We start from the raw sequence: 13,251 nt of genomic DNA, 5'->3' as shown, positions 1-13,251 counted from the left end.
CCGTTTCTGGCGCGCCGGGTGCGCCCGAGGCGGAGCGCAGCGGCGCCCGGGGGAGAGAGACAAGTGCATTTTGTCGACGACAGCGAGGTCAACCGCGTCCTGAGCTTTCCGATCCTGATCGCGGCGATCGAGGCCGCGCACCGCCGGCCCAAGATCGCGGTGCGCGACGGCTATCTCGGCGACGACAGGGGCCAGCAGCTGGTGACGCGCAGCGCCGTCGATGCCGGACGCTTCATGATGACCAAGCTCTACACCAGCTTCCCGGGCAACCTCGCCGACGGCAAGCTGCCGGCCGTGCAGGCGGTCTGCGTGCTGTTCGACGGCAACAATGGCCAGCCGCTCGCGGTGATGGATGCCGCCGAGATCACCCATTGGAAGACCGCCGCGGACTCCGCGCTCGGCGCCAAGCATTTGGCCCGGCCGGATGCCGAGACGCTGCTGGTGGTCGGCGCTGGCGAAATGGCGCGCTGGCTGGTGCGCGGCCACCGCACGGTGCGGCCGCAGTTGAAGCGGGTGCGGGTCTGGAACCGGACGGTGGAGCGCGCGCAAGAACTCGCCACGCTGCTTGAGGGCGACGGCATCGCCGCCGAAGCCGTCACCGATCTCGATGCCGCAACGCCCGAGGCCGACATCATCACCACCTGCACCCGCTCGCGCGAGCCGCTGGTCAAGGGCGCCAATTTGCGGCCCGGCACCCATCTCGACCTGGTCGGCGGCTTCACCCCCGAGACCCGCGAGTCCGACGACGAGGCGGCCCGGCGTTCGCGTATCTTCGTCGACCGCCGCGAATCCGCCTTCGACGGCGTCGGCGACATCCTGGCCCCGATCGCCAGCGGCGCGATCAAGGAAAGCGACGTGCTCGGCGATCACTACGATCTCGCCAGCGGCAAGGTCGCCGGCCGGCAGTCGGATAGCGACATCACCTTCTTCAAGAACGCCGGCGGCGGGCATCTGGATCTAATGACCTGCGAGACGGTGTTCGCGCAATTGGGGAAGGAGTTGAAATAACGACGGAGACGTAGGGCGGGTTAGGCGAAACCGTAACCCGCCGCGGCTCGATCCGCGGAAAGACGGCGGATTTCGCCTTCGGCTAATCCGCCCTACCTACTAGGTCTCCCGCAACCAGACCTCGCCGATCGAATGGTCGGCGCGCTTGCGCAGCACGACGTCGGCCCGCGTCCGCGTCGGGAGAATGTTCTCCCTGAGATTGGCGCGATGATGCTCGCGCCACAGCCGCTCGGCAACCTCGCGCGCGTCGCTGGGCGGCAGGTCCCTGTAGTGGTGGAAATAGGACGCCGGATTCCGGAACGCGGTCGGCTGCAGCTTGAGAAAGCGCTCGACATACCAGGACTGGATGTCGGCCTCATCGGCATCGAGATAGATCGAGAAGTCGAAGAAATCCGAGACCACCACCGGCGCCGTGCCGCGCGCCAAGAGCACGTTGAGGCCCTCGAACACCAGGATATCCGGCTGCCGGACGACCTGACGTTCCGATGGCAGGATATCGCCGATCAGATGCGAGTACACCGGCAGCTCGAGCTCCCCTTCGCCCGCCTTGGCGGCCGCGAGGAAGCGCAGCATCCGCGGCAGATCGTAGCTGTCCGGAAAACCCTTGCGCCGCATCAGGCCGCGCTCCTCGAGGACGCGGTTGGCGTGCAGGAATCCGTCGGTCGTCACCAGCTCGACCCGCGGGTGATCTGCCCAGCCAGCCAGCAGCGCGCACAGCACGCGCGCAAAGGTGCTCTTGCCGACACCGACGCTGCCGGCCAACGCGACGATGTAGGGAGAACGGCGGGCCGGCCGGCCGAGGAATTCCGCCTTGACCTGCATCAGATTGCGCGCCGCCGAGAAATGCAGGTTCAGCAGGCGCATCAGCGGCAGATACACGTCGCTGACTTCGGCTGATGTGATCGGCCCATTCAGACCGCGAAGCGCCGCGAGATCGGCGTCCGACAGCGTCAGCGATGTGCTGTCGCGTAACGCCGCCCAATCGTTGCGGCTGAAGATCATGTAGGCGGACAGCTCGTCGGGCTGGGTCATCCTCATCCGTCGCGGTGAGCCTGATGCTCAGAACCGTAGGGCGGGTTAGCGAAGCGTAACCCGCCGCAACACAATGCGCGGATAGACGGCGGATTACGGCTTTCGCCTAATCCGCCCTACTCTTATTCCGCGGCCTGCTGCGTCGGCGCGTCCAGCACCGCCGACACCTTCGGCGGCGACATCGGCAGGCTGTAGAAGCGCTTGCCGAGCGCGTTGTGGACGGCGTTGGCGACCGCGGCCATGACCGGCACCAGCGGCACCTCGCCGACGCCCTTGACGCCCTGCGGATGCTTCGGGTTCGGCACTTCGACCAAGGCGCAGTCGAGCATCGGCAGGTCGGAGCAGACAGGCATGCGATAGTCGAGGAAGCCGGGATTATCGACCTTGCCGTCCTTGTTGTAGATGTACTCCTCGTTCAGCGCCCAGCCGATGCCCTGCGCGACGCCGCCCTGCAGTTGCCCCTCGACATAGCTCGGATGCACGGCCCGGCCGACATCCTGCACGGCGGTGTAGCGGATCACGCGCACGATTCCGAGCTCGACATCGACCTCGACGTCGCAGATATGCGTACCGAAGCCGCCTTCCGCACCTTGGGTGTTGAGCTGCACGCTGGCGCCGATCGGGCCGCCCTGCGACGGCGCCTTCTCGGCGAGGTCGGCGAGCGTCAGCGGCTCGAACTGGCCGGCATTCGGGCTGACCGGATGCGCGGCGCCGTTCTCCCACTTCACGGCTTCCGGATCGATCTCCCAGATCTTGGCGGCGCGCTCGCGCAAGGTCGCGATCACCTTGTCGGCCGCCTGCGTCACCACCATCGAGGAGGCGAACAGCACGCGGCTGCCGCCGGTCAGGTTGGAGAAGCCGACCGTTTGCGTATCGCCGATGATCACGGAGACGCGCTTGTAGTCGATGCCGAGCAATTCGGCGCAGATGTTGGCGATGCCGGCGCGCGAGCCGCCGATGTCGGGGTGCCCCGTCGTGACGACGACATTGCCGTCCTCGGTGATGTTGACTTGGGCTGAGGATTCACCGCCGGCATTGAACCAGAAGCCGCTAGCGACGCCCCTGCCCTGATACTGGCCGAGCGGCGCCGCATAATGCGGATGGTTCTGTGCGGCTTGCAGCGTCTCGATATAGCCGATGCGCGGGAACACCGGGCCGTGCGCCGCCTTGGTGCCTTCCTTGGCCGCGTTCTTCAAACGCAGCGCCAGCGGATCCATCTTGAGCGCTTCCGCGAGTTCGTCGAGCACGCATTCCACCGCATAGGCGCCGATCGGCGCGCCGGGCGCGCGATAGGCCGCGACCTTGGAGCGGTTGGAGCAGACGTCAAAACCTTCCGACAGCACATGCGGAATGTCATAAGGAGCGAAGCTGCACCCGACCGCGCCGCGGATCGGCGAGCCCGGGAAGGCCCCGGCCTGTAGATAGAAGCTGCCGTGGGCGGCGACGATGATGCCGTCCTTTCTGGCGCCGATCTTCACCGTGCTTTTGGAGCCCGAGGTCGGTCCCGTCGCGCGCATCACCTCCTCGCGGGTCATCACCATCTTGACCGGGCGGCCGGATTTCTTGGCAAGCAAGGTCGCGAGCGGCTCGAGATAGACGATGGTCTTGCCGCCAAAGCCGCCGCCGATCTCGGCGGGAATGGCACGAATGTCGCTCTGCGGGATGCCGGTCAGCATCGAGGTCATCGCGCGCACCATGAACTGGCCCTGGCTCGACGACCAGATCGTGGTCTTGCCGTCGGCCGCAACCGAGATCAGGCAGGCATGCGGCTCGATATAGCCCTGGTGCACCGGGCGCGTCGTGAAGGAGCGCTCGATCACGACATCGGCTTCCTTGAAGCCTTGCGCGATGTCGCCCTTCTTGGACTCGATACGGCCCATGATGTTCGACGGCTTGCCGTCGAACTTGTTGAACTCGTGCAGGATCGGCGCATCAGCCTTCAGCGCGTTGTCTATCTCGATCGCCCAGGGCAGCACCTCGTAGTCGACCTCGATCAGCTTGCAGGCTTCGGCGGCGATCGCCTCGGTGGTCGCGGCGACGGCGGCAACGGGATGGCCGGGGAATAGCGCCTTGTCGCGCGCCATCACGTTGCGGCACATCCAGCGCATATCCTGAATGCCGAGCATCAGGGCGCCCTTCTCGATCGGGAAATCGACGATGTCACGCGCGGTGACCACCGCCTTGACGCCGGGCAGCGCCTCGGCCCTGGCGGTGTTGATCGACTTGATGCGGGCATGCGGATGCGGGCTGCGCAGCACCTTGCCCCAGATCATGCCGGGCATGGTGGTGTCGGCGGCAAACGCCGCGCGCCCGGTAACCTTGTCGACGCCATCGGGCCGGATGGTGCGCTGGCCGATCCATTTGTTGTTGACGACGTTCATGCGCGTGCCTCCCGCATTTCAGCCGCGGTCTCCATCACCGCGCGGACGATCTTGTCGTAACCAGTGCACCGGCACAGATTGCCGGCGAGCCAGAAGCGGACTTCCTCTTCGGTCGGATTGGAGTTCTTGGCGAGCAGCGCCTCGGAGGCGACCAGCATGCCCGAGGTGCAGATGCCGCACTGGAGTGCGGCGTGCTCGAGGAATTTCTGCTGCAAGGGATGCAGCCTGTCGCCCTTGGCCATGCCCTCGATCGTCCGGATCTCGTGGCCCTCGGCTTCGGCCGCCAGCATCAGGCAGGAGCAGACCAGCCGGCCGTCGAGGGTGATCGAGCAGGCGCCGCAATCGCCGGACGCGCAGCCCTCCTTGGAGCCGGTGAGCCCCAATTGCCCGCGCAGGGCGTCGAGCATGGTCTCATACGGCTCGCACAGGAATTCGACCGGCTCGCCGTTGACGGAGGTGGTGACGTGCAGTTTCGGCATGGTGCTAGTGTCCTCCCGCGCGCTGGGCGGCGATCGCAGCGGTGCGCTTGAGCAGCACGCCGGCGGTTTTGGTCCGGTAGGCGATGGTGCCGCGCTTGTCGTCGATCGGACGGCAGGCGGCGCGACATGCAGAGCTGGCTGCTTCGAGTGCGGCATCGTCGAGCTTCGAGCCGACGAGCGCTTGCGCGGCCGACGCGACCAAAAGCGCGGTCGGCGCCACCGCGCCGAGACCGACGCGGGCCGCGGTGCAGACACCATCCTTCAGGGTCAGGCTGACGCCGATACCGACCACGGCGATGTCCATCTCGGTGCGTGGGATCATCCGCAGATAAGCGTCGCCCGAGCCTTTGGGCCGCGGTGGCAAGGTGAAGCTGATGAGAATCTCGCCGTGCTTCAGATTGGTCCGTCCCGGTCCGGCCGGCACGTCCTCGACCTTCATCTCACGGCGGCCGTTCGGCCCCTGCACGGTGACGACCGCACCAGCTGCGATCATCGCCGGCACGCTGTCGCCGGCGGGCGAGCCGTTGCAGAGATTGCCGCCGGCGGAGGCCCGGCCCTGCACCTGCTTGGAGCCGATCAGGTTCACGGCCTCGAGCACGCCGGGCCACACCTTGCCGAAGCGCGCGTGCTCGGCGAGCGCCATGCCGGAAACGGCGGCGCCGACGCGAAAACCGCCATCGGCGGTCTCGGTGATCTCGGTCATCTCGCCGATCTTCTTGATGTCGACGATCAATCCCGGCCGCACCAGGCCGGAGCGCATTTGCACCAACAAATCGGTGCCCCCTGCCATAATGCGGGCGGCACTTCCGGCGGCAGCAAATGCGCCAATCGCTTCATCAAGCGTGCGCGGTGCTACGTATCGGATATCGGTCATGGCTGTTCTTCCGGTCTCCCTCGACTGCTTGTTCCCCTGAATTTCCGGGATGTGGCCTTATTGCTGGCCGGCAGGATAGTGAGCCTACACGGCGGATCGGGGTCCGAACAGCCTGCGAGGTGTGGCAGGAAGCGCAGGCTCCTATGCAGGATGCGCGCTTGCGCGGCGTCGAAGCGGCGCGCCGCGGCCGCGCACTGTGCGATCACGCGATAGTGTTGCGCGCGGCACAAATCCCTCATCTGCGCGCGCCATCATGCGACATGCAGTGTCGCTCATCCGTCCGCGGCCAGTGCCGGCCGTGGGTCATCGCCCTCGCCGCCATGCTGATGGTTTGGGCGGCAGCGGAACGTTCAGGCGCCGCAGCGGCGAGCAATGACGTCTGCGTCACCTGCATCCGCATCCGGGTCGGCACCCCCACCATCGTCCGCGGCCCCGCGGCCGATATCGCCGACAACCGGTTCAACGAGATCGCGCTGCCGAACGGCCGCTTTCGCGGCTTCGACGCCCATGGCGAGACCCGCGCGATCGATGGCGCCCGGCCGTCGACCATGGCAGGCCCCGCCCGCGTGGTGTTGCGGCCGGGTCCACCCGGCAGTGTCGATTCCTGCGGGCAATGGCTGAACCATGCGGAGCGCCGCGGCACGAGCGTGCTCGGCTTCATCCATGACGAAACTGCGTGCAATTATCCGGCGGGCCAGACCCACAAGTCGATGGCGCTGGCGACCTCGGCCGACGACGGGCTGACCTGGAAGAGCCTCGGCCAGATCATCACCGGCACCGACCGTCCGACACCGGGCAAGAACACCGGCGAAGGCGACTGCACCGCGGTCGATGCGCATGACGGCTTCTTCTACGCCTACTGCTTCCGGCCGCGCGATGCCGGGCTGATCGTCGCGCGGGCGCCGGTGACGGATCCCGCGCCGGGCAAATGGAGCAAATTTTTCGATGGCCGCTGGGACCAGCCCGGGCTCGGCGGCGAGGCTACGCGGCTGATGGCAGGCTCAGGCGTCAGCGTCGCGCGTTGGACGACGAGCGACGAGCTCATATTGACCGGCTGGGTCCCGGGCGGCCTCGGCCTGTTCCTGACCCGTGATCACGTGACGCTCAAGGCGATGCCGGAGCCGCTGCTGGCCCTTGATCCCGGCGTCTGGCAGCGCCCGGCGCCGTCGGAACTCGTCACCTACCCCGTGCTGCTCGACGCCACCAATGGCGGCAACCAGCTCTCCAACACATGGATGCTGGTGCACGCCTGGTCGCCGCCGGGCGGCGGGCATGCGGACCACTATCTGGTGTTCAGGCCGATCGAAGTGACGCGCAGCGACACGCCGTCCGGCGCGCAGGTCGGCGTGCAGCTCGCGCGCTGGTACAATTCAGGGCTGCACGACCGCTGGTCCACCACGGGACCCGTTCCCGGCAACGGTAGCGCGTACCGGCTCGAAGCGCGATCCGGCTATCTGATGACGACAGCCCATGCCGACGCGCCGACGACGGAGTTGGAAGATTGCGTCAGTGAGCGCCCTGGCCATCCCGATCATCTGCTGGCGGAGAAAGGCTTTTGCGAATCCCGCGCCTATCACCGGCTGCGCACCGCCGGCTGGGTCTATGCGCAAGCGCGCCCCGAAACGCTTCCGCTGTACCAATGCTACAGCGCGCGGGAACAATCGCACTTCGCCTCGAACGCGGCGGATTGCGAGAAGCTCGGCGAGAACGAACGCCTGCTCGGCTACGCCCTCAAGCAGTAAACGCTTACGCAGCGCAATGTCGCAGCCGGATCGGTTTGTGATGGCCCGGCCCTTGCTTGCTTTAGCCAGCGGATTGGTGAAGCATGCCGGTCGCTGTGGCATGCGTGTGCCGGCGCAACGACAAATCGGGAGACGGCGAATGGTCGATGTTTCGCGCAGAACGCTCCTCAAGCTCGCGGCCAGCGTGCCGCCTGTGATCGCAGCCCCGGCGATGCTTTCGTCGCGCGCCCTCGCCGCGGCCAAGGGCAAGACAATCACGGCCGTGATGCATTCGGACCTGCGCATCATCGATCCCGGTTTCACCACCGCCTACATCACCCGCGACCATGGCTACATGGTCTACGACACGCTGCTCGGCATCGATTCAGCCTTCAAGGTCAGGCCGCAGATGGCGGACTGGACCGTCTCGGACGACAAGCTCAGCTACACCTTCACGCTGCGCGACGGCCTGAAATGGCACGACGGCGCGCCGGTCACCTCCGAGGACTGCGTTGCTTCGCTGAAGCGCTGGGGCACGGTCGACGGCGGGGCGCAGAAGCTGGCTGAATTCACCGCATCGCTCGAGACCAGCGGGGCGAAGACGATCGTGCTCAAGCTCAGGGAGCCCTACGGCCTGGTGCTGGAGACGCTGGCAAAGCCGTCCTCCTATGTCGCCTTCATGATGCCGAAACGGTTGGCGGAGACGCCGCCCGGCAAGCAGATCGCCGAGCAGGTCGGCTCCGGCCCGTTCAAATTCGTGACGGCCGAATTCCAGCCCGGCGTCAAGGCAGTGTATGAGCGCAACGCCGACTATCTGCCGCGCAAGGAGAAGCCGGATTGGCTGTCGGGCGGCAAGATCGCGAAGGTCGATCGCGTCGAATGGGTGACGATGCCCGACGCGCAGACCGCGATCAACGCGCTGCAATCCGGCGACGTCGATTTCCTGGAACAGCCGTCGGTCGACCTGCTGCCGATCCTCGAGGCCAACTCCGATCTGTCCGTCGGCGTACTGAACAAGTTCGGCTTCCAGATCGAAGGCCGGATGAATTTCCTACATCCGCCGTTCGACAACCCCAAGATCCGCCGTGCCGCGTTCCTGGCGCTGAACCAGAAGGACGTGCTCGACGCCACCATCGGCAACCCGAAATTCTACGAGATCTGCGGCGCCTATTTCGCCTGCAACACACCGCTAGCCAGCGACGCCGGTGCGGAGACGCTGATCAAGGGCAACGGCATGGCGGAAGCGAAGAAGGCGCTGGCGGCCTCGGGGTATGACGGCACGCCGGTCGTGATCATGATCCCCGGCGACAACCAGACGCTGAAGGGGCCGCCGACCGTGACGGCACAGAAGCTGCGCGAGGCCGGCTTCAACGTCGACGCGCAGGTGATGGACTGGCAGACCCTGGTGAGCCGTCGCGCCAGCCAGAAGCCGCCCAAGGACGGCGGCTGGAACATGTTCTTCACCTTCACCGGCGCCACCGAGGTGATGAATCCGGTCGGCAACAATTTGATCGCCGCCAACGGCAAGCGCGCCTGGTTCGGCTGGCCCGAGGACGCCAGGCTCGAGCAGTTGCGCGACGCCTACGCCCGCGCGACGTCGCCCGAGGAGCAGAAGAAGCTCGCAGTCGAGATTCAGAAGCAAGCCTATGAACAGGTGATCTATATCCCGCTCGGCCAGTTCCGCGCCGCGAGCGCCTGGCGCAAATCGCTCACCGGCGTGCTGGAAGGCCCTGTGCCGCCGGTGTTCTGGAACATCGACAAGACCGAATAGCCGCAGCCGCGCACAGCCAAAATCAAAAATGTCGAAAACAACCCCATGCAAAGGAGCCGGCGGCTGCCGAAGTTCGACAAAGCAGCACGACAGGGCAGCTTGACACGTCGGGCAACTCAGGGGTACATTTCCAATATTCCGAAATCGCGCTCCACAAGGAGCGCGACCTCCCAGGCGAAGAACCCCCGCCGGACAGGAACGTGGCTCGCTCATCAGTCAGGAATATGCCTACGCCACGTCGGGCAAAACGCCCGACGACATTGCGAGACCGTGTGCGGCGTGAATGCTATGGATTCTGCTCGCTGAACCGGCGGTCGCGAGAACCGGCATGGAAGCACGCAGATTCGATCACAAGGGAATGCCTGCGCGGCAGCAGGCAACCAACGGCCGGCGCGGCGCCTGGTCGACGGTCGGACCCCGCCTGCCACAACCCGGTGCCCTTGATGACTCGTCCCCATGACCGCCGACCGCGGAGCCGCGCGATGCGCAAGGGCTGGTGCAAACCGACAATCGGCGTAGCGATCATCAGCCTCGGTCTGTTCGCCGCGACCGAGCTGTTCGCCGAAGGCCGCAAATACGATCCCGGCGCCAGCGACACCGAGATCAGGATCGGTCAGACCATGCCCTATAGCGGGCCGGCGTCGTCAGTCTCGGTCATCGGCAAGCTCCAGGCCGCCTATTTCCGGATGATCAACGACCACGGTGGCATCAACGGGCGCAAGATCAAGCTGATCTCCTATGACGATGCCGGCACCCCACCGAAGGCCGTCGAACAGACCCGCAAGCTTGTCGAAGGCGACGAGGTGCTGTTCACCTTCCAGACGCCCGGCACCGCCTCCAACGTCGCCGTTCAGAAATATCTCAACGACCGTCGCATCCCGCAGCTGTTCGTGGGCGGTCGCTCGACGCGTTTCGAAGACGCCGCCGACTTTCCATGGACCATGGGATTCGCGCCAAACCTGCGGACCGAAATTCGCGTCTACGCGCGGTTCATCCTCGACAATTATCCGGACGCCAGAATCGGCCTGCTCTACCAGAATGACGAAAGCGGCAAGGACTATCTCGCCGGCTTGAAGGACGGACTCGGCGCAAAGGCCGCGCTGATGGTTGCGTCCGAAGCGCCTTACGAAATGACGGACCCGACCATCGACTCGCAGGTGGTGCGGCTCAAGGCAGCCGGCGTCAACGTGCTGATCGACATGGCGGCGCCGAAGTTCGCCGCCCAGGCGATCCGCAAGGCGGCGGAGCTCGGCTGGAAGCCGATACACATGCTGGGCGTCGGCTCGTCCTCGATCGACGCGGTGCTGGCGCCCGCGGGACTTGAGAACGCCAAGGGGTTGATCTCGGCGAGCTCGTTCAAGGAGGCCGCCGACCCGAGCTGGGCCGACGACGCAGGTATGAAGAAATGGACCGCCTTCATGGCGTCGTACTATCCGGAGGGCGACCGAAAGAGCATCTTCACAACCTACGGCTATAGCGCCGCCGAGTTGCTGGTGCGCGTGCTGCAACAATGCGGCGACGACGTCTCGCGCGACAACGTCATGCGCCAGGCCGCCAGCCTGCACAACGTCACGCTCGACCTGCTGCTGCCCGGACTTGCCATCAACACCAGCCGCGCCGACTATCGTGTGATCAAGGAGTTCCGCATGATGCGCTTCAGCGGCGAACGATGGGAGCCGTTCGGGCCAATCGTCGCCGATTAGAGCAGCATGGGCTTCGATTGAAGCAGAGCCAACGCACCGGCTCGCCGCCTTGACGCGTGTCCTTTCGCACGACTCCGCGCCTCGTTTCGCGCGACGGCGCTGTTGCAATTGCCCATCATTCGCACGCGAATGATTTACGCGATAATTGGGACTCGAGGTCTGCCTCTGAGGGAAGTGGCAGTTACCAGGATCGGTCGTCATCGATGGCTTTTGAGCCTACTAAGGCACCACGCATCAGGCCTTTTTCCGAGCAAGCCGGTCGAAAAGTGCTAGACTTTGGCTATGACCTGCGGCGGCTGCCATGATGGGCCCCGCACAGATGGCGTGATTCATTACCATTCTCGGCGGCGCGAGTGCACGCTGACAGTCGCTATCACGCCGCAGCAAGCCAAGGCGAACCTATCGCACTAATAGGCCATCCACACATTCGCCTGTGCGCCGCAGTCCGGAAGTCGATACAGAGGCAACGCTATTCTGGAACAGGAGAGAGCCATGTCGGCCAAGCTATTCGGCAGAGGCCTGCACGCTTTGGCACTATTCGGTTTGGCAGCTAATCTAGGAGGGATTTCGATATCCGTAGCCGCCGCCGAAGCTCAGACGAAACCGATACAAGAACCCATTACGGGTAACGAAGATCTTGGAGACCTGAGCCAGCCCGAACAGGCATTGGCTCAGTTCTACCGCGGCTTCAATACTCGTGATCTGAAGATGATTGACGATAACTTTGCTCATTCCGATGAGGTTGCGATCGATAATCCTCTCGGAGGCATTCGGCGGGGAGCAGATCAGCCGCACGTGATGTATGAAGGAGTCTTCAGGAGTCCGGCGGACGTTCACGTTGTATTTTGGGACTACACCATACACCGCGCGGGCGATGTATTCTGGGCTGTTGGGCGTGAGCGCGGTACCTATCGTGACGGTGATGTCGAAAAAAATCTAAATATTCGCACGAGTCGCATCTTTCAACTGATCGATGGGCGCTGGCGACAGATGCATCATCACGGATCAATCGAAGATCCCAAACTTCTCGGCGACTATCAAAACGCAGTTCGATCTGCAGCGGCGAAAGCCCGCTGACGCGTCTTGAAATCGTTCGCGCCAATCGGGCCAGAAATCGCTCAATGATCGCTTCTGGCCCGTGGAAGCGTTCATTCGGACCAATTTCGACCTCGCCTTTTGAGGGCAAAGCGGACCGCGCGCGCTATGAGCACGCGCCCTACCCCGGGTGCCACCAGCGGCCGTCGATCACGACGCCTTCGGATGCGACCTTACGGCCGCCGGTCAGGTGTTCGCCGACCACGTCCATAATCGAACTCGCCTTCCCTGATTGAGATCTGCATTGCTCAATGCTTCGGGTTACGCCCGCGGATATGGTCAAAGCCTTGCTTGATCGCGGCGAAGCGCATGTCGACCACCGGCTCGAATTCGAGGTCGGTGAAGATGTAGGGCCAGTCGTTTTCGATGCCTTCGCGGACGAGTTCACCGACATACATGGGATCGATGCCCTCTGAGATGCGTTGCCGGAGCAGATTGATCTGCTCGGCAATTGGGCCCGACGTCGGCAAGGGACGGACCGCCCCCTCGAAGCGCTTGGGGAGGTTGCGCCCTGAGTTCACGATTTGCGTGCGGATGAACCCGGGACACAGCACCGATACGCCGATCCCGCGGGGCGCGAGTTCGGGTCGCAGTCCCTCGGACAGCGCGACGACGCCATACTTCGAAACGTTGTAGGCCGTGCTTCCCCCTGAAATCAGGCCAGCGAGCGAGGCCGTATTGACGATCTGTCCACCCTCGCCGTGCCGTTCGATCAACGGCCCGAAAATCTCGATCCCCCAAATGGTCGCCATCAGGTTGACGCCCAGAGTCCAATTCCAGGACGCGTCGGTCCAGGTGCCATAAGGCCCACCGCCGCCGACGCCCGCGTTGTTGACGAGGATATGCACCTTGCCGTAGCGGGCCGTCGTGGCTTCGGCAGCCGCCACGAGTTCGGCCTTGAGTGAGACGTCCGCTTTCACGCCGTCGACATCGGCATTGGTGCGCCTCAGTTGCTCGAGCGCCGCGGACAACGCCGCGTCCTCAATATCGCAAAGCATGACTTTCGCCCCCGCCTGGGCGAGAGCGGTCGCGATCCCCAATCCAATGCCCGACGCTGCACCGGTCACGAACGCGGTCTTTCCAGCCAATTCCTTCACGCGCATTCTCCCCGTGCAAGCGGACACCGTCGGCGCAAGGCGCCTCGTCACCGAACTCCATATGACCGCACTTTCAAGCGATTGGGAAGC

General features: G+C 64.8%; 10 protein-coding genes. 5 read left to right on the top strand and 5 right to left on the bottom strand.

The window, feature by feature from the left end; genetic code table 11:
• Positions 1-63: 63 nt before the first annotated feature.
• A complete protein-coding gene (locus ACVW17_RS23105; RefSeq protein WP_456754053.1) occupies positions 64-1,008 on the top strand; it encodes an ornithine cyclodeaminase family protein in 945 nt (314 codons plus the stop codon).
• Between the two features lie 99 nt (positions 1,009-1,107).
• Here the strand turns inward: ACVW17_RS23105 and coaA are convergent, their stop codons facing one another.
• The 4 genes from coaA to ACVW17_RS23085 all read right to left on the bottom strand — a co-directional run bounded on the left by coaA (position 1,108) and on the right by ACVW17_RS23085 (position 5,765).
• Positions 1,108-2,040, bottom strand: a complete 933-nt coding sequence (coaA, locus tag ACVW17_RS23100; RefSeq protein ID WP_456754052.1) for a type I pantothenate kinase — start codon at positions 2,038-2,040, stop codon at positions 1,108-1,110.
• 122 nt (positions 2,041-2,162) lie between these two features.
• On the bottom strand, positions 2,163-4,421 hold the full coding sequence (locus ACVW17_RS23095; protein WP_456754051.1) for a xanthine dehydrogenase family protein molybdopterin-binding subunit: 2,259 nt from the start codon (positions 4,419-4,421) through the stop codon (positions 2,163-2,165).
• On the bottom strand, positions 4,418-4,900 hold the full coding sequence (locus ACVW17_RS23090) for a (2Fe-2S)-binding protein (RefSeq protein WP_456754050.1): 483 nt from the start codon (positions 4,898-4,900) through the stop codon (positions 4,418-4,420). The genes ACVW17_RS23095 and ACVW17_RS23090 overlap by 4 nt, the downstream gene beginning before the upstream one ends.
• 4 nt (positions 4,901-4,904) lie before the next feature.
• Positions 4,905-5,765 (bottom strand): FAD binding domain-containing protein, encoded by an 861-nt coding sequence (locus ACVW17_RS23085; RefSeq protein WP_456756508.1) that lies wholly within the window; start codon positions 5,763-5,765, stop codon positions 4,905-4,907.
• A gap of 335 nt (positions 5,766-6,100) precedes the next feature.
• Between ACVW17_RS23085 and ACVW17_RS23080 the strand changes: the two genes are divergently transcribed.
• The 4 genes from ACVW17_RS23080 to ACVW17_RS23065 all read left to right on the top strand — a co-directional run bounded on the left by ACVW17_RS23080 (position 6,101) and on the right by ACVW17_RS23065 (position 12,046).
• Positions 6,101-7,516, top strand: coding sequence for a hypothetical protein (locus ACVW17_RS23080; RefSeq protein ID WP_456797912.1), 1,416 nt, complete (start codon positions 6,101-6,103; stop codon positions 7,514-7,516).
• 139 nt (positions 7,517-7,655) lie between these two features.
• Positions 7,656-9,266 carry an ABC transporter substrate-binding protein gene (locus tag ACVW17_RS23075; RefSeq protein ID WP_456754048.1) on the top strand — a complete coding sequence of 537 codons (1,611 nt, stop codon included), beginning with the start codon at positions 7,656-7,658 and terminating at the stop codon, positions 9,264-9,266.
• A 482-nt stretch (positions 9,267-9,748) separates the two neighbouring features.
• Positions 9,749-10,969, top strand: coding sequence for an ABC transporter substrate-binding protein (locus ACVW17_RS23070; RefSeq protein WP_456754047.1), 1,221 nt, complete (start codon positions 9,749-9,751; stop codon positions 10,967-10,969).
• 492 nt (positions 10,970-11,461) lie between these two features.
• On the top strand, positions 11,462-12,046 hold the full coding sequence (locus tag ACVW17_RS23065; protein ID WP_456754046.1) for a YybH family protein: 585 nt from the start codon (positions 11,462-11,464) through the stop codon (positions 12,044-12,046).
• Between the two features lie 266 nt (positions 12,047-12,312).
• Here ACVW17_RS23065 and ACVW17_RS23060 read toward each other — a convergent pair whose 3' ends face one another.
• Positions 12,313-13,167, bottom strand: a complete 855-nt coding sequence (locus tag ACVW17_RS23060; protein WP_456754045.1) for an SDR family NAD(P)-dependent oxidoreductase — start codon at positions 13,165-13,167, stop codon at positions 12,313-12,315.
• Positions 13,168-13,251 lie beyond the last annotated feature (84 nt).

The organism is Bradyrhizobium sp. USDA 4473 (genome assembly GCF_054063335.1).
Note: the sequence above shows the minus strand (reverse complement) of the source record. Positions and strands in the feature narration are given on the sequence as shown.